This is a genomic window from Pedobacter sp. FW305-3-2-15-E-R2A2, from assembly GCF_038446955.1.
GTDB lineage: Bacteria > Bacteroidota > Bacteroidia > Sphingobacteriales > Sphingobacteriaceae > Pedobacter.
Genome location: NZ_CP151803.1, coordinates 3,665,629 through 3,682,447, shown reverse-complemented (window position 1 = coordinate 3,682,447; position 16,819 = coordinate 3,665,629). Strand labels below are relative to the sequence as shown.

The 16,819-nt window shown below is 43.0% G+C and carries 16 protein-coding genes; 3 read left to right on the top strand and 13 right to left on the bottom strand.

Annotated features, from left to right (window positions below; genetic code table 11):
• Positions 1–54: 54 nt before the first annotated feature.
• The 5 genes from AAFF35_RS14610 to AAFF35_RS14590 are packed head-to-tail and all read right to left on the bottom strand — an operon-like array spanning position 55 to position 7,335.
• Positions 55–1,839 carry a hypothetical protein gene (locus AAFF35_RS14610; protein ID WP_342333257.1) on the bottom strand — a complete coding sequence of 595 codons (1,785 nt, stop codon included), beginning with the start codon at positions 1,837–1,839 and terminating at the stop codon, positions 55–57.
• Positions 1,829–4,036 carry a hypothetical protein gene (locus AAFF35_RS14605; protein ID WP_342333256.1) on the bottom strand — a complete coding sequence of 736 codons (2,208 nt, stop codon included), beginning with the start codon at positions 4,034–4,036 and terminating at the stop codon, positions 1,829–1,831. The genes AAFF35_RS14610 and AAFF35_RS14605 overlap by 11 nt, the downstream gene beginning before the upstream one ends.
• Positions 4,029–5,447, bottom strand: coding sequence for a BatA domain-containing protein (locus AAFF35_RS14600; protein ID WP_342333255.1), 1,419 nt, complete (start codon positions 5,445–5,447; stop codon positions 4,029–4,031). The genes AAFF35_RS14605 and AAFF35_RS14600 overlap by 8 nt, the downstream gene beginning before the upstream one ends.
• Positions 5,448–5,449: 2 nt before the next feature.
• Positions 5,450–6,337 (bottom strand): DUF58 domain-containing protein, encoded by an 888-nt coding sequence (locus tag AAFF35_RS14595; protein WP_342333254.1) that lies wholly within the window; start codon positions 6,335–6,337, stop codon positions 5,450–5,452.
• On the bottom strand, positions 6,337–7,335 hold the full coding sequence (locus AAFF35_RS14590) for a MoxR family ATPase (RefSeq protein WP_342333253.1): 999 nt from the start codon (positions 7,333–7,335) through the stop codon (positions 6,337–6,339). The genes AAFF35_RS14595 and AAFF35_RS14590 overlap by 1 nt, the downstream gene beginning before the upstream one ends.
• Positions 7,336–7,485: 150 nt before the next feature.
• Between AAFF35_RS14590 and AAFF35_RS14585 the strand changes: the two genes are divergently transcribed.
• Complete coding sequence (locus tag AAFF35_RS14585; RefSeq protein WP_342333252.1) at positions 7,486–8,115, top strand: DUF4159 domain-containing protein; 630 nt, start codon at positions 7,486–7,488, stop codon at positions 8,113–8,115.
• Here AAFF35_RS14585 and AAFF35_RS14580 read toward each other — a convergent pair.
• Together AAFF35_RS14580 and AAFF35_RS14575 are read right to left on the bottom strand one after the other, a co-directional pair.
• Complete coding sequence (locus tag AAFF35_RS14580; RefSeq protein WP_342333251.1) at positions 8,112–8,570, bottom strand: hypothetical protein; 459 nt, start codon at positions 8,568–8,570, stop codon at positions 8,112–8,114. The two genes, AAFF35_RS14585 and AAFF35_RS14580, sit on opposite strands and share 4 nt — an antisense overlap.
• Before the next feature lie 58 nt (positions 8,571–8,628).
• Positions 8,629–9,210 (bottom strand): Crp/Fnr family transcriptional regulator, encoded by a 582-nt coding sequence (locus AAFF35_RS14575; RefSeq protein ID WP_342333250.1) that lies wholly within the window; start codon positions 9,208–9,210, stop codon positions 8,629–8,631.
• A gap of 192 nt (positions 9,211–9,402) precedes the next feature.
• On the opposite strand from AAFF35_RS14575, the gene AAFF35_RS14570 reads away from it, so the two are divergent.
• Positions 9,403–9,537: a hypothetical protein gene (locus AAFF35_RS14570; RefSeq protein WP_342333249.1), complete on the top strand. Its 135-nt coding sequence runs from the start codon at positions 9,403–9,405 to the stop codon at positions 9,535–9,537.
• Between the two features lie 17 nt (positions 9,538–9,554).
• Here the strand turns inward: AAFF35_RS14570 and AAFF35_RS14565 are convergent, their stop codons facing one another.
• From AAFF35_RS14565 to AAFF35_RS14545, 5 genes are all read right to left on the bottom strand, one after another.
• Entirely contained in the window at positions 9,555–9,938 is a 384-nt protein-coding gene (locus AAFF35_RS14565) for a DUF3037 domain-containing protein (RefSeq protein ID WP_342333248.1), read from the bottom strand.
• A complete protein-coding gene (locus AAFF35_RS14560) occupies positions 9,916–10,713 on the bottom strand; it encodes a HipA family kinase (RefSeq protein ID WP_342333247.1) in 798 nt (265 codons plus the stop codon). The genes AAFF35_RS14565 and AAFF35_RS14560 overlap by 23 nt, the downstream gene beginning before the upstream one ends.
• A gap of 95 nt (positions 10,714–10,808) precedes the next feature.
• The gene (locus AAFF35_RS14555) at positions 10,809–12,797 is read right to left on the bottom strand and encodes a sensor histidine kinase (RefSeq protein ID WP_342333246.1); all 1,989 of its coding nucleotides are present in this window, start codon (positions 12,795–12,797) and stop codon (positions 10,809–10,811) included.
• Between the two features lie 91 nt (positions 12,798–12,888).
• Entirely contained in the window at positions 12,889–13,350 is a 462-nt protein-coding gene (locus AAFF35_RS14550; RefSeq protein WP_342333245.1) for a DUF4268 domain-containing protein, read from the bottom strand.
• A 32-nt stretch (positions 13,351–13,382) separates the two neighbouring features.
• On the bottom strand, positions 13,383–14,066 hold the full coding sequence (locus tag AAFF35_RS14545) for a pseudouridine synthase (RefSeq protein ID WP_342333244.1): 684 nt from the start codon (positions 14,064–14,066) through the stop codon (positions 13,383–13,385).
• A gap of 139 nt (positions 14,067–14,205) precedes the next feature.
• Between AAFF35_RS14545 and AAFF35_RS14540 the strand changes: the two genes are divergently transcribed.
• Positions 14,206–15,795, top strand: coding sequence for a M20/M25/M40 family metallo-hydrolase (locus AAFF35_RS14540; RefSeq protein ID WP_342333243.1), 1,590 nt, complete (start codon positions 14,206–14,208; stop codon positions 15,793–15,795).
• Between the two features lie 80 nt (positions 15,796–15,875).
• Here AAFF35_RS14540 and AAFF35_RS14535 read toward each other — a convergent pair whose 3' ends face one another.
• Positions 15,876–16,721: an AraC family transcriptional regulator gene (locus tag AAFF35_RS14535; protein ID WP_342333242.1), complete on the bottom strand. Its 846-nt coding sequence runs from the start codon at positions 16,719–16,721 to the stop codon at positions 15,876–15,878.
• Positions 16,722–16,819 lie beyond the last annotated feature (98 nt).

Sequence of the window (16,819 nt, the reverse complement as noted above, 5' to 3'; positions counted from 1 at the left end):
TAGGTTAATAATATTCCCAATTTACCTATTCTGAAAAGGAATGGCTAAGAACTTTTATAACATTTTAGTTTCATACCATAAAAAAGTTATCGCCATTAGGAAAGGGAGGAAAAACCACCACATGGAGACTTGCTTTGTGATCAAAACATTTGTTTCCAGTCGGCTGCTGGTGTTTTCTTGCTCCTTCACAAATGCCGATGTGGCTTTCAGTTTTGTCATATTTCGCTGCTGCTGCCAATCCTGCTCCCCATAGACATAGAAAAATTCATTTCTACCATTGAGGCTAACCTTGTTCCATCCTGGTTCGGTTGCCCAACTGCTGACCTGCCACTGGAATGGAAGTTCTATGTTTTGTAAAGGGCTTAACCGGAAGCCATTCCTGCTGATTAGCGGTACTTTTTGCTGTGCATCAAGATCTACGGTGATATTGATCCTTTGTCCGATTGTTGGAACAGCCGGATCGATAGTCCATCGTTCTGCGGATGCTGCCTTTCTTGCAGTGGCAGTAAGCAAGGTCGACCAAAAGTCTGAATAATCTCTCGCCTGACCATTTAGCAGCCAATGATAAGTTGCAGGGACGACTGTTGCTGTTACCTTGCCCATTCCGCTGATGCGACTGCCCGCCAGTACTTTGCCTGTTTTTTCTGTCAACAGTGGCTGAGCATCATCAGCCGTCCTCAGGAAAACAGCCTGTTCAGCAGGTAAAGGGCCGAAAAGACGATTCTGTTCCGGAAGTTGGATCGTTAATGTTTTATTTTTAAGCTCGGGGGATTCATATCGCTCAAAACCTTTACTGATGCCTGTTGTGGCTTTTAAACCTGTTATTCTGACCATTAGGCCAAGACCAGCATCTACCGCTTTACGGATGGCTGCCAGCTCTGCACCACTAAGTGCTCCCAGTTCTTCCTCGTCTATCAGCAGGAGGTCTATCTTATTTAACAAGCTCGAGTTAATCCGGCTGACATTGGTGTTTTCCGTATTGAGAAAATCAGTACTGTATTTATCCTTACTGATTCTGCTCCTGAAGATCAGCGGATATTGCTTTTCAAAAAGCCAGTTTTTAAGAAACTTATATTCAAAATCGGGATGAGCAGCAAGGAGCAGTATTTTAAGGGGCATTGCTGGTTGTACTTCTATCGGCACAGGTTCTTTTGCCAGGGTATCTTTCCCCTGCAAAGCGATCAAATGATACACCGCCCGCCCGGTTTGCCTTGGTCTTCCTTTTAAAGAGAACGTATTTTCTCCTTTTGTTTTCATGATCAGGGAATCAAGATTTTCACCTAAACCCTGAAGCAGGAGTTTCACCGGAAGCGCTCCTTCCTGGTTGTAAAGCCCTTGTATAGCCAAAGTTTCCGAGCTTTTCAGTCTGGAATTCCAGTTTGCAGAAATCAGGCCTTTCGGAATTTCCGAAGGATGAAAACTAAGCTGATGGTCTTTTAATGCAGGAAGTTCATCGGCATTTAAGCCATAACCATAAATGTTTAAATGGTTGATTTCCGGTTTCGATTTCAGAAAATATGGAAGGTCGGCAATAAGACTGAGCTTTGGCAGCTTTAAGGATTGATGAAGCCTGGCATCAGTCGTCAGCAGGCGCCCCTTTAGCTTGTCAAGGGTATCTTTTGAAACCCCGGTGCTGAGTAAGTTTAGCTCATGCGGCCGCTCCGGTTTTTCTACCTGATAGGAGATCGGAAATATAAATAAGGCAAAACAAAGCGCCGCGACACTGCTGGACAATAACCTCCAAATCCTTCTGGCTTTGTTTGCCCTTTGCCATTCCTTCAGCAGTAAAAATCCAGCCAGGATCAGGCATAAGCCTATCGCGATATATTTAAATTCCATTGGCTCCCCCTCCTTTTTTAAGCGCATTAAAGTATTTCCGGTAAAGGTTTGATGCCGGAGGAGCTGAAGGCAGTTGTGGGACAGTTTGTTCTTGTCCGATCAGCTTTCCAATTGCGCCCTGTACCTTTTCGACTTCTTTTTCTGAGCTCTTGCTTCCGGTCATCAGTTTTCTCCAGCCCTTCAATGCAGGTAGGAAGACTGCCGGATTATCTGAAGCGGCAACGACCATATATTTTTCGGTTTCTCTAAGTAAGCTGAGTTCTTCAGTCTTAAACACAGCGCCCGTCTTCCTGCTTTCTAATGCGCTGAGTGCCCGCTTTAGCAATTCCTTTTTTCTATCCAATGGTTCAAAAGTGTTTTTCTGTAAAGGCTGACCTATCTTATCCAGCTCCCCGGAAAGGCGCTTTTCTTCTTTTAACTGTGCCACTTTAACCGTAGTCTTGGCCACATAGGCTCTGGACTTTTGCTGCAGATCTTTCAGTAAGCGGAGTGCTTTATACTCAAAAGGCAGGGCATCTCTTGTTTTATAAGTTCTCAGGTGTAATTCGGAGCTCCACATTTCCGTAAGTACGGCCTTTAATTGTGCTTTTAATTCAGGCTCAAAAAAAGTAGCATCTTCAGCGATGTCATGTTTATGAGAATAACTGTCCATAATGGCCTTTACATCCCCGAATTTTTCTGTCGCTTTCGTTTCTTTTTCTTCATGATGTTCTTCTCCCTCCTGCTGATGCCCTTCCCCTTCTTTATGCGCATGTCCTTCTTCGTGATCATGGTCATGATCTGCCCCAATTTCTGTTTCCGTTTCTTCTCCGAGGAACTTCCCGTAACGCAGGCGCAAAAGCCGCTGGTCTATTCCCAATGCATTGCTCCTGTTTTTGAAACTTTCTTCTGTAATTCCTGGTCTTTCATTCAGGAGTTTCTCCGTATCCATAATGATCTGGCGCTGACTTCTGAAATATTCCGGCACCAGGTTAATTCCATTGGTCATCCCTGCCATACTCATGAGCTCGGCGGTATCCACAATAGAAACAAAGTATACATCTGACCTGCTCGTCTGGCCGTGATTGTCCAGGGCCTTTACAAAAAAATAGAGTTCATCACCTGGTTTCATCCCCAGGGATTTCAAGTCTATGGTCTTGCTGAGGGACATCGATTTGTTATTGTTAAAGCTGGTATTAAAAAGGAGCTTTTTTTCGGTAAAGCTAACCCCTTCTCCTTTTCCGCTTGCCATTGTGGCGGAGATAGCGGCATCTTTGATCCCATAGTCATCATTTAAATGAAGCGTCAGGCTGAGGCGTTGAGCTTGTCCAAAGTCGATCGTTGTATGTGGTTTAGGTTGCGTAATTCTGATCGAAACCGGCAGGTCTGGAATGAGCTCCAGCTGATAAAGATCAGATTTCTTTCCGTCCAGTTCCACCTGATAAAAACCGGGTTGATGAATCGTTTTTAAAAAGCTCCATGCGATTCCCAGTCCATCTGCTGAACGCAGGCTGGCCACTTCCCGGTCATTAAAAATAAGCTTCAGCTTTTTGACTGGCTCATTTGTCCGGATCTCCCATTTGAGCAGAGAACCTGTTGCCGCTTTAACTGCAAACTGCTGCTGTTTCCGTTCCGGTAAACCGGTATAAGCCGGTGCGCTGATTTTTAGGGAAAAAGAAGCGATTTGAGCGGGGATACGTTCTTTTATGACACTAGGCTTGTCTTTGTAGGAATAAGCTTCAGGAATGTAGTCTACAAGCTTTAAATGAGAAATGGTAAAGCTAAACCCAAAGCCAATGATCATCAATAATATCGACAGTGCTAATTTTTTTAGTGGTGCCGTAGGTGTTTGTATTTGGGCAAGCAGGGTTTTGATCTTTTTTTGCTGTAAACGTTCCAGCAAGGATAATTCATCTGAAGGCCTTAACAAAATTCCTGTACTCTCTTCCAATTCTGGAAATTGTCTGTCCAGATACCTGGAGATGCCAGGCGCATCTATCTTCCAAAAAGGATGGATCAGGTTAAAGATTACAAATGCAATCCCGAAAAGGGATGCGAAAATAACTGTTTCCCAATCTGCTAAAGGAAACATATTGACCAGCACTGCGCAGAGCAGCAGGGAAAACCCAAGGCTAAGGGCAACCAGCTGCAACAGCCTGAATATCCTCCATTGCCTTTTCCAGCTATAGATCCTTTTTCCTGCTTCCTGCTCAACCATGAACTAACTTATTTTTGTGGTTAAAAGAAAGTATTCTTTCCAGTAGGAAAATCGCCAGTGCCAATATCCAGAAGAAACGGTTCAATGGTGCTGTTTCACCCTCTTTTCCTAATGTTGCAGCAGGAATTGAAGTCTGCTTCTGAGCCAGCAGTCCGGTACTCTTTCGCTGATCCTCCGGATGTGTTTCAAAACCAAAGCGCTGACTGGCTTCTTCCTTTCCAAGAACAATGGGCATGAGGGCTTTTACAAACTGCTCGCTCCAAATCAATGTTGTCCATTGTGGCTTCAGTCTGCTGTAAAAATGATAATGCTGAAGAGATTTTTCTTTTTCTAATGAAAGTACCGGCCTGCCGAAACCATCATTCCAAATGCTTTCTCCCAGGTCAGTGCGGGCAACGATCCTTTTATTCAATTCAACGATCGCATCATTGCCTGTTTTTCCGGGCTGCAGATCGATCAGGGAACGAATTGTAACTGTTTTTCCGCTTTCATAGCTGAACAGCCGTCCAGCCTGGTTTATATTTTTAAGGAAGCGGACCGACACAGGTTGGTCGGAAAGCCAAAAGCCAAGGTCGTATTTTAAGTCGCTGTTATACTGTTCATTCCAGGTTCTTACCTCTATTCTTCGTTTCGTAAAATCAGCGATAGCAGTTAATGCCGCCATCACATAGTTTCCATCTTCAGTATCTGTCCCTTTAAAGAGCAAAACCGAAATCAATGGCGGTGCTTTGCTGGTGTCCAGACTGCGATAACTGGTCAGAGATGGACTGGAACTTGCTTCATAAGTTTTAAGGGCCGAAACAGCAATCCAATTGCGAACCGTATCTGCTTTTTCAATCCCTTTCCATTGCAAATTGAAACCAACTTCCGGAAATGCTCCGGTTAGCTTATTCAATTGCTGATCAGCGTAGAGTGTGACTGGAAATCCAGCTGGCAAGCGTTCATTTAATTGCCTCAATAAAGAAAAATAACCGACTGTTTCAGTGTTATTTAAACTGTCTTTTATTAAGGTGTCATTCAGGTTTATTTTTGAAAATCCAATCTCAAACCTGCGCAATTCATAGCCTGCTTTAAGAAGGGAGTCTATGCTTTTTTTCTGTGTCCGGTATACCAAAGGAAAGGTATTCTTCTCCATCAGCAGCCAACCCTTCTGATCTCCTTTTTCTGCATTTTTCCACCTATAGGGTTCCGCCAGCAAAAAGGCAAGTAAAATGATCAATAGCAACCTCAACAGCAGCAGCAACCAATCTGCAATGCGGTAACTCCTGGAGCTTAGCGGAGCCGCTTCTCCCAATAGGCTAATGCTGCCAATTTTAAGCGTTTTCCCCTGTTTCACATTCCATAAATGAATGATCAGGGGAATTACCAATCCTGCAAGTGCAAATAAACCGATGGGATAAAGTAATGACACAGCTAGACCTTTAATTTGTTTCTTTGATTTAAAAAATCCCTCAAAGCCTGATCAAGAGGCTCATCGGTTCTGATCATCCGGTAAGCGATCCTCCTGTCGAGTAATTTCATCCGGGTACTTTCCAGGTATTGTTCCAGCTTTTGCCGATACGTTTTTCTTGTTTTCTCCTGATCTATCTGAATGGTCTTTTTGCTCTCCAGGTCTTCAAAAGAAGTATAACCTTTAAAATCAAGGTCGATCTCATTCCCGGACATCAAATGAAAAACAACCACTTCATGCCGGAGGGTGTTCAGGGTATCCAGCAGGGTGAAAATCTCATTATTGGTTTCATAAAGGTCTGTGATAAAGATCAGCAGCTCCCGCTTTTGTACGCCCGAGTATAGCTCTTTATAATGGATCGGCCTGGTAAAAATCCCTTCCGGTTTAATCTGTTCCAGCTGATAGAATAGTCTTGCCAGGTGCTGAAAATCCTGTTTCGCGAGCATAGAGAATATTCCGCCGGATTGGAACACATATAAACCGATTGCGTCACCCTGTAAATTCCCGAGATAAGCCAGAGAAGCCGCCAGGTAACGGGCATAATCCATTTTGGTGAAATCTCCATCCTGATGGTTCATCGAGGCACTTGCGTCAATCAACAGGCGGATAGAGATATTGGTTTCTATTTCCGATTCCCTGATGTAATAACGGTCTGAACGGGCAAACATTTTCCAGTCCAGCGAGCGCAGATCATCTCCGGGTTGGTAGCTTCTATATTGACTAAATTCCAGTCCGGGCCCCTTCAATGTACTTTTGTTGATACCGCTCATAAAACCATCAATTGTCGTTTTTGCCGACAAGGAAAGGGCTTTGATTGCCATCATTACTTTAGGGTCCAGCAGCCTGCTCATTAAATGTTAACTTTAGTCCTGGAAATGGTTTTGATTAATTCTGCAGCCACCATATCGGCGGTTACGTTTTCTGCATCTGCCTTAAAATTCATGAGTACGCGATGTCTCAAAACCGGGTAAGCCATTGTTTGAAGATCCTCCATCACCACGGCATAACGGCCATGAATCAACGCCCTTGCTTTTGCGGTAAGAATCAAGGCCTGCCCTGCTCTTGGTCCTGCTCCCCACCTTACCCATTCTTTTACATAGGCAACAGGAGAACTTTCCGGCCTTGTGGCCCGGATCAGATCTGCAACATAGGTAATCAGAACCTCACTGATGCTCACTTCTCTGGTGAGCGCCTGAAGTTGTTTGATTTCCTCTGCACCAATCACCGCTTCGACTTTATTTTTCATCGTTCCGGTGGTGCTGCTCAGGATTCGGGTTTCCTCCGCTGCCGTCGGATAGCCTATTTTAATGTACAGTAAAAAACGGTCCAACTGTGCTTCAGGAAGCGGATAGGTACCTGCCTGTTCGATTGGATTTTGTGTAGCGAGTATAAAAAACGGGCGGTCTAATGGATAGGTTTGTCCGCCATAGGTGACTTCAAATTCCTGCATCGCTTCTAACAGTGCAGATTGGGTTTTAGGGGGCGTCCGGTTGATCTCATCTGCAAGGATGATATTGGCAAAGATGGGGCCTTTGTTGAACTTAAAAAACCGCTTCCCTGTCAGATGTTCTTCCTCAAGGATTTCGGTACCTATAATGTCTGTAGGCATGAGGTCGGGCGTAAACTGAATTCTTCTGAATGATAGGTCCAGGGCCTGCGACATGGTCCTTACCATCAGTGTTTTTGCCAGTCCGGGAACTCCTTCCAACAGACAGTGCCCACCAGCAAGTAAGGCAACCAACATTTCTTCAATGATGATGTCCTGTCCGACGATAACTTTCTGAATCTCTTCCTTTAATTGCGAAATCTTATGTATTAGTAGTTTAAGGTTGCTTTCTGAAATTTCCAAAACAATATTTTTTAGAGGGTAAGCTATTGTAATTCAATATAGGGCATCTATGCTTATATTTCATCGCCTCCTAAACAGAATATCAAAAAAATTACAGATATCGATCGTAAAAAACTAGATTGTAATCAAAATTGACGCTATTTTAGAACGATGCAACAACCGAGATTTACTTTTGCCAGAATAAAATACAGGTCCGGAGATTGGGATACCGATCAGCGCATGCCCTCCAATTTGCTAAACTCTTTGTTAGAGTATACCACCATTCCTTTAGATCAGGAAGAGAAGATTGTGGAATTGAGTAGTAATGACCTGTTTAAGTATCCTTTCTGTTATTTAAGTGGCCATAAGCTGGTACAGTTTAGTCAGCAGGAAGCGGCTAATTTCAAAAAGTATGTCAATAATGGCGGTTTTGTATTTGTGGACGATTGTAACCATGATATTGATGGTTTATTTGCCCGGTCTTTTGAAACACAAATGAGCAATTTATTTGGTGCGCAGGCACTTAAAAAGATTCCCAATGACCATAAGATCTACAATTCCTTTTTCAAATTTGAAAAGGGCCCTCCTACTACCTCTTTCGAGCTCAATGGTTGGGGCGACGACCTGGTTCATGATTACCTGAAAGCCATTACTGTTCAAGGCCGGATCGGTGTATTGTACAGCAATAAGGATTACGGTTGTGAATGGGATTATGATTTCAGGAACAAACGTTTCCTGGCAGAAGACAATACCAAATTTGGTGTAAACATCATTTTATATGCGATGGGCATTCACAGCTAAGCCATCAGCCAAATCCCGAAATACCATGCCCAGCCAATCAATAACAATTGCATTGGAATCCTAAACCAGAGATAGCTTGTTCCGGAGCCATTGAAATCACCTTTCTGAAGATCAATATGATGGATGGTCGCATAAATATTGGCAGGTAAAATCAATATAAAAAAAGCAATGAGAAATAGGGCTACAGCAGTTCTGGTCTGATCAAATAACAATCCGAGTCCGGCAATAACCTCCATCACCCCTGTTCCAATAACGATCGCTTTTTTAAAAGGGATGAACTTCGGAATCATCATTTCCATGCCTTTAGTAAAGGCAAAATGGCCGCTGGCGGCAAAGCACATCATGATGCAAAGGGAGATGTTTCCGGACATCAGGAGATTCCAGGAGCCGGTTACCGATTTATAACCCAGCAAGCTCAGTAAAAAACTAATAAATAATACGAGTAATACTTTCATAATGTTTGATTTACATCACAAAATTCGAACAAGTTTAAACGATAAAAAATGACCTATGTTAGTTTCCGGAATACAATTTCCGAATCCTGCTGAGGCTCTCCGGCTGAATGCCGAGATAAGTAGACAGGTGTTTAACCGAGGTATTTCTGATCAGTTCCGGGTTTCTGTCCATGAGTTGGCGGTACCGGTCTTCGGCAGTTGTGGAAAGCAGGTCCATTTCTCTTTCCAATCTCTTTTTATAATGAAACTCGGCAATTAAACGGCCGATTCGTTCTCCGGAATGGAACTCCTGATAGAAATCCTGAAGCAATTGGTAAGGGATCAATATCGCTTCTATGTCTTCAACCGCCTGAATGGCGATCATGGATGGCTGCCGGGTGATGAAGGAATAATAAGCGGTCACCATGTCACCTTCAAATTGGAAGTCGACGGTAAACTCCTTTCCATCTTTTAAGAAGTAATTGCGAGTGGCACCTTTGACCAGGAAAAAAATATAATGCTCTACTTGTCCTTCCTTGCACAGATAACTTCCTTTTGGAAAAGATTTTTGGAGGAGCAGTTTAGAAAACTGCTGCCATTCTTCCTCCCTCAACCTGGTAAAGGAGGAGATCAGTTCCCGCATTTGATTTAAACCGTTCATATTTTCTTCGTGCTGAAATCTGTTTATCACCCATTCAAATCTGAAAAACACCATTCCATAATGAAAGGGTTACTTTTTGGTTAAAATCAGAGACAATACAGTAAGTGGTTGATAATCTATTTGTTGGAAATAAAACATCAGCATCTGGCTTGCTTTTGGCAGGATGAACTAAAACTATAAAAAAACAAAGATATGAGTATCAGTCAATTTCAAAAGAAAAGAGACCTTATCAGAAAGATGAACCACATCAAACCTTATTACCTGCTGTTGATTTCCTTCGGTCTATTCAGCTTAATGGGGATCATTCTGAGGTGTATCTTCGGGTAAATTTCCGGTTCCTAAACTTATAGCACCAGTTGAGCGTACAGTTTTTCCAGTGTCTCCTGCGCATCGATGCAAAAACCAGGATGCGTTTTAGAGGTTTGTACTACCGTACTGCGTGTGGCAGTCAGCCAACGGAACCTGGAAGCCATATCCAATGCTCCGATTGTCCCCCCTGCTTTCCCTCCTTTACTGATCAGTTCAAATGAACGCAGGTGGTCCTGAAGTTCCTGACAGTCGAGTTTACCACAAAATGCATTGAGTTTGGTTTCATTTGTTTCAAATAAGACCTTCAAGAATTTTTGTTTGGCACAATAAAGTATGATTCCCACATTCAGAAATTCTTCCCGTTCTACCCTTGGTACGACGCGGATTACAGCGTACTCAAATAAGTGTTTCTCTTGCATTCTGCGCTTCTTTTACAAATATTTCTGATTTTGCGATTCGTAACTCTAAAAACCTGGAGTATACCTCACGATGTGCCTCAATGCTTTCAAACATATTGTCTCCTGAAAGCCAATCGTCAGGAATCAGAGAAACAATAGAACGAATGCGCTCATTGGTAAGAATTGCCCTGAACTCCGCATCTACCTGTTCCAGTTCTGTCGCCTTGCTCAATAATACATGGTCTTTAATCAAAGAAAAAGGCCGTACTGCCTGCTCCTCCCAATTGTCCATCGAATGGTGGAAATATAAGGCCGCACCATGATCGATCAGCCACAATTCCTTATGCCAGATCAGCATATTCGTATTGCGGGCGGTACGGTCCATATTGGTTAAAAAAGCATCCAGCCATACAATTTGAGAAGCCGTTCTTTCATCTACACTGTTTACCAGCGGATCAAAGGTAATTGCTCCGGAAAGGTAATGTAAAGCCAGGTTCAGGCCCACACTGGACCTTAGCAAGTCTTGAATTTCTTCATCAGGTTCTATCCTTCCAAAATCTTTTTCCAGATTTGCGAATACCAGCTCCGGGATACGTAATCCAAGCAAACGGGCCACTTCACCGCCAATTAATTCGGCAATAAGTGCGCGAAGTCCCTGACCTGCGCCACGGAACTTAAGTACATATAAAAATTCGTCATCGGCCTCTGCAATGGCAGGCATTGATCCTCCTTCACGTAAGGGGGTGACATATCTGATGACGTTGACAGTTCTAAGCTGGGGATGGTTATTCTTCACACCTGATTGTTTTAGGAATCTCTGCTCCGGTTTTTGCCAAATATACTACAATTCCCAATATCGGTTCAATAGCGCAGGTTTTTCGCCGGTAATTCCTAAACTTTAAGTTCGATATTTATAGAAGTACCTTCGTTGACCGCAGTATTCAGGTCCATCTTTCCATGGAGCAAGGCAACCCGGTTTCTAATATTGCTCAGTCCAATGCCTTTGGTGTTGTCGGCAGTGCCGGCATCAAAGCCCCTTCCATTGTCTTCTGCTGTGATCAGAAAAACGCTTTCATTCTGACTGCACTGTAACAGCAGCTGGGATGCCCCGGAATGGCGGACGGTATTGCTCAGGATCTCCTGAATGATGCGGTAGATATTGATCTTCACAGAAACGTCCATACTTTCCTGTATATCAAGTAACTGAAGTGTAATTTTGAGGCCGCTGTTGTTAAACGTTTCACACAAGTCTTTCAATGCTGTTTGTAGTCCGAATTTCAATAAGGTTTCAGGCATCAGATTTCTGGCGATGCTCCTCAGGTCGTTTACAGAACTGTCCAGCTGTGCTATGATCTTACCCAATTCGGTATCTTTTCCGGTGTCAGAAGTATTGGCAACTACATCTGAGAGGTTGATCTTTATCCCTGCCAACGTTCCTCCAAGCCCATCATGAAGGTCGCGCCCCACCCTTTGACGCTCGCGCTCTTCGCCTTCCAACATGGCATTGCTGATGGTGAGTTGTTGCTCCTGCTCCAGTTCTTTGAGCTGCTGCCGGTAATTGATTTCCTTTTGTTTGGTCAGCTTTTTATTATTCCTGAAATACAAGAGTCCAAAAAATGTGGTGACCAATAGAAATATAGCAATTGAACCCAGTAACCAGGCGATGAGCCGATTGTTTTTAACGGACAATTCAGCCTTTTCATTCGTGGCCTTAAGGGAGCCTATTTCCCTCATATCTTCTGCTTTCTTGTATTGGATTTCCAGTTCATGGACATCTTTTTTAATCTTACTTTCGCTGATGCTATCGCCTAACGTGCTGACTCTTTTCATCCAGGTATAAGCTTGCGACATGTTTCCTAAGCCTGCATAGGTTTCCGCAAGATCCGCATAAACGAGGAGCCTGTCTCCGCTGAGAAACAGCATGTCTTTTTGTTTCAGGAGGTAGTTGGCCACTGAAAGCGCTTTATCAAACTTCTTCTGGCTTTGCAGGACATGAAGTTTCTGCATCAGCAGACGTTGTTCATTCTGTCGGTCTTCCAGTTTTAAAGCCAAAGCAAGTCCTTTGTCCAGGTTAATGATTGCCTTATCGTATTGTTTGGTATTGTCGAGGTATAAACCTTCTGCAAAATAATAATCAAGGTAGAAAGGCGCGTCCGGGAATGGGGAAAGTAAAACACTGGCACTGTCTAACATTCGTCTCGCCTGAGGGTATTTTTTCAGGAAGGTATAGTTTTCAGCCGCTGTATTGTAGACCGCTATTCTGTAGTTTTTCCATCCTTTAACTTTTCCCATGATCTGTAAGGTAGAATCAATGTAAACCTGGGCTTTATCAAACTGATTATTGTTCTTAAAAACCATGGCAAGGTCCATGTAATTGATCCCCAGGTAAGCATTATCGCCGGATTTACGGGCATATGGAATGGCTTTGTTTAATAAAGCATCGGCCATTCCCCGGTAGTTGTCTTTCAACTGTTGAATTACCCCGTAATTATGCCATGATTTTGCAAGCAGCAGATAGGCTTCTTTTGTCTTAAAGGGGGCCAGTAAAGTATGTGCCTTTTTAAAACTGGCTTCACTCTTATTTAGGTCGGTACGTGATTGTACCGTTGCCGCATAGTAATAATAGATCGCCTGCAAAAAGGGATCGTTTTTAATGAGCCGCCTTCCCTGCTCTAAATAATTGCTGCTTTTCAAGGTATCAGCATACAACAGTTGTTCTGATAAACCGAAGTTCGCCCTCGCCCTGATGCTATCAGGAACTTTCTGCGTTAAGAGGCGTTTCAGGCTATCCACTAAGGAAATGCGTTTGGCAGGTTGCTGTGCCTTGATACCTGTAGAGAGGATTCCAAGGATAATCAGCAGGTAAAAGAATCTTGTCATGCAACAAGATAGAAAATAATTGAAACAGAATTATAGGGTCAGCTGCAAAATACCTGGAAACAGGTAGCTCTGGAAAAGATGGCCTCAGCCCCTATTTAAAAGTATCAAAACTATCTTTGGCATCCGACCAGAAGTCATCCAATGCAATTATTCTCGGCTTGAAGAAGGAGATCAGTTCCGGCCAGTCTTCCTGCTTAAAGATGCTTACTCCGGGTAATGTTTTTACAATTCTGCTGACGGTTTTATGGTTTTCATCCAGTTCGTGCAGCTGCCATTCCCATTCTTCATTCAGACTGGCATTCAGGATATTTTTAAATTCCAGAAATTGCTCAAACATGAGTTCCTGAATTCCCGGATCCGGATGAGACATTTCTATCGCAATAGACGCAGATTTCTTATCTGCCTGCATTTTAAAGTGCAGGTTTTTGATCCCGGTTTTATAGTTTACCCAATTGGTTCTTAACCCTTCTGCAGAAAGATGTGGAGCGATATATTGTCCGAAAGCTGTCCAAAAAGCCTGTTTTAGTTGCGAAGCCTGTTCCTTAGAATACAATTTCTTAAATTTTAATGGTCAATAATTAAGGGTTAAAGCGGCCAGCCCATCAGGTTCATTGTCCTTTGAAACTCGTCCTGAACCCCGGCTTTGAGGTGAATCTGTTCTTTCGTTACCGGATGATTAAAGATCAGTTCTGAAGCATGCAGCAACATCGTGGTCATTTCCCATTCTTCTTTGAAAAACTTGTTCTGTTTGTTGCATCCATGTTTGCGATCGCCGATGATGGGATAAAAGATATGGGCAAAATGCCGGCGCAGCTGATGCATTCTTCCCGTGGTTGGCGTTGCTTCCACAAGCGAATACCGGGAGGTAGGATGTTTACCAAAAGCGACATCCAGTTCTGCACGTTGTAAAGTAACATAAGCGGTAAAAGCCTCCTGCATGGTCCCGTTTTCCTTAGCCAGGGGGTAATCAATCTCTCCGCTATCTGGCGCATATCCCCTTAGTACGGCAAGGTATTTCTTTTGCACTTCCCCATTCTGAAATTGCTGGTGCATGGCGATCTCTACTTCTTTCTCAAAAGCAAAGAGCAGCAGACCTCCGGTCTTCCTGTCCAGGCGGTGTACCGGACTCACATGTCTGTTTACCTGATCCCTAAGCAACTGTAATGCAAACTCTTTTGCATCGTTGGCAATAGATGATCGGTGAACCAATAATCCGTGAGGTTTATTGATGGCAATGAGATGGTCGTCCTGATATACAATTTCCAGCATTTATGTTTTTTTGGCGAAGATAACCTTTTGTAGTTTTAGAATCACTCCATTGTATCAACTTTGTTCCTTTTTGACGGAGTAGAAGCATTTATCGCTATCTTTCGGTATCTATTTTCAACTCATCTAAATGCATTATTTAATGAATACCAAACCAACCACCACTTCCTTTGCCTTGTTAAAACGAAGCACTAGGGTCTTTTTTATGGCCATGCTGATCAGCGCAAATGTCAGCCATGCCCAATCAAAAAAGGAAACAGTCGACAAGATCGTCAAAGAAGCAACAGAAAATTCACAATTGGAAAACCTTGCCCATGAGCTGCTTGATGTAATAGGTCCGCGATTGGTGGGCTCTCCCCTGATGAAACAAGCGAACGACTGGGCAGTAGCCAAATATGCGACCTGGGGAATTACCGCAAAGAACGAACAATGGGGAGAATGGCGGGGATGGGAAAGAGGAATTTCTCATATTGATATGGTTTACCCAAGAATAAAATCATTAGAAGGAACACAATTGGCCTGGAGCCCTTCTACCAAAGGAAAAGCAGTGGTTGGAGAAATGGTGATTTATCCGGACCTCCCCGATTCGGTCTCTTTTAAAAGCTGGTTACCTAGTGTTAAAGGAAAGTTTGTGATGTTTTCCATGAACCAGCCTACCGGGCGGCCAGATTATAACTGGCAGGAATTTGCTACTCCTGAATCTTTTGAAAAGATGAAGAGCAGCAGAACGAAACAGACCGATGCATGGCGTTCCAGAATTAGTAAAACAGGACTGAACTTAAAGGCATTGGCCCTGGCTTTTGAAAGCGCAGGTGCTTTAGGTGTGGTCACGAGCAACTGGTCTTCAGGATTCGGTGTCAATAAGATTTTTGGTGCCAATACCACAAAAATCCCTTCTATAGACATCTCATTGGAAGATTATGGATTGCTGTACAGGCTAACGGAATCAGGACATAAACCTAAGATCAGTGTTAATGTGGGGTCTAAAGAGCTTGGAGTGGTGCCTACTTTTAATACCATTGCCGAGATCAAAGGTTCAGAGAAACCAAACGAATATGTGATCCTTTCTGCACATTTTGATTCCTGGGATGGTGGCACCGGGGCTACTGACAATGGTACCGGAACAATTACGATGATGGAGGCGATCCGTATTTTGAAAAAGATCTATCCTAATCCTAAAAGAACGATTCTGGTAGGTCATTGGGGTAGCGAAGAGCAAGGATTAAATGGATCAAGGGCCTTTGTAGAAGACCACCCTGAGGTTGTTAAAAATATCCAGGTGGTATTTAACCAGGACAACGGAACAGGACGGGTCGTTAACCTCGGCGGACAAGGATTCTTAAATTCTTATGCTTATCTCGGTCGTTGGTTATCTATGGTCCCTGAAGACATTAAAAAACAAATTGCGACTACTTTCCCGGGTACTCCAGGCGGCGGTGGCTCTGATTACGCGTCATTCGTTGCAGCTGGTGCACCTGCATTTTCTTTAAGCTCTAACAGCTGGTCTTATGGAACATATACCTGGCATACGAATAGAGATACCTATGATAAGATTGTGTTTGATGATGTAAGAAGCAATGCAATCTTAACGGCTATCCTGGCTTATATGGCAAGTGAAGACCCGGAAACAACCTCCAAAGAAAAAAGTGTGCTACCGGTAAATGTAAGAACCGGCGAGCCTGGAAGCTGGCCACAACCAGTGAAAGCAACACGTAAAGGCGGCTTGAATTAAGCATTCCCTACAATGGAAAAAATCGGCATCATTCTGAAAAGATGATGCCGATTTTTTTATCGGCTGAAAATATCAGACCATTATATAATGGCACAGACGGGCCCTGATTTTCTGAACTCCGTTAAACTGATTTTGTGGCGCTTTTTGAAAAATTTGTTCAAATGACTTTCATCCGCAAACCCAAACTCCTCTACGATCTCATTTATCCGGCTATCGCTGAACCTTAAACGATGTTCTATTAACCTCATTTTGTAATTTGAAATGAAATACTGAATGGACTCTCCACATTGCTTTTTAAAATAGCTGCCCAGGTAGGTTTCAGACAGCCCAAATTCTGCACTGATGACTGATGCCTTGAGTTGTTGCGGATCATAGATGTTCGATTGGATGTAATCTATGATGGCCAATACCCGCTTATCGGTATTTACATTGGCCTGTTCAGGTCTCATCTTGGAGAGATTTCTAGCTGCAATAACGATTAAAGCATTTACATAATGTAAGGTTAAATCTTCGTTATAGGCATCGTTATGATTCAGGGTATGCAAGAGGGAATCGACAATTGATTTTACCAGAAACTCATCGGGCTTATTTCTTAAGATGCAGCCCGACAAATGGGAGGAATGGTATAACAGGCATTCAATGCAGTTGATACTTTTCCATTTGTATTCTCTAACATAGCGCTCTGTAAATTTCACGAATAAAAATTCCGTCGTACTTGAAATCTCAAAGTCATGAAGGTCATTGGGTGTTAGTAATGTCAGATTGCCCGCATGGTAGGCAATTCTATTGTTGTTTATGTTTAAAAAGCCTGATCCGGAAATCACATACACCATCTGAAAAAAGGAAAACTGTAAATCCTTTACCGGACAATTTTCCGTTTTGCGATAGGATACATCTACAAGCCGGTGTATATTTTCTTTTGTCATATGGCAAATCTACCGTTTTATCATTGAAATGTACTGACACAGTAGAATTATTCTGTTCATTTTTGTGAAATAGAATTTGAAAAACAAACCATTAAAAA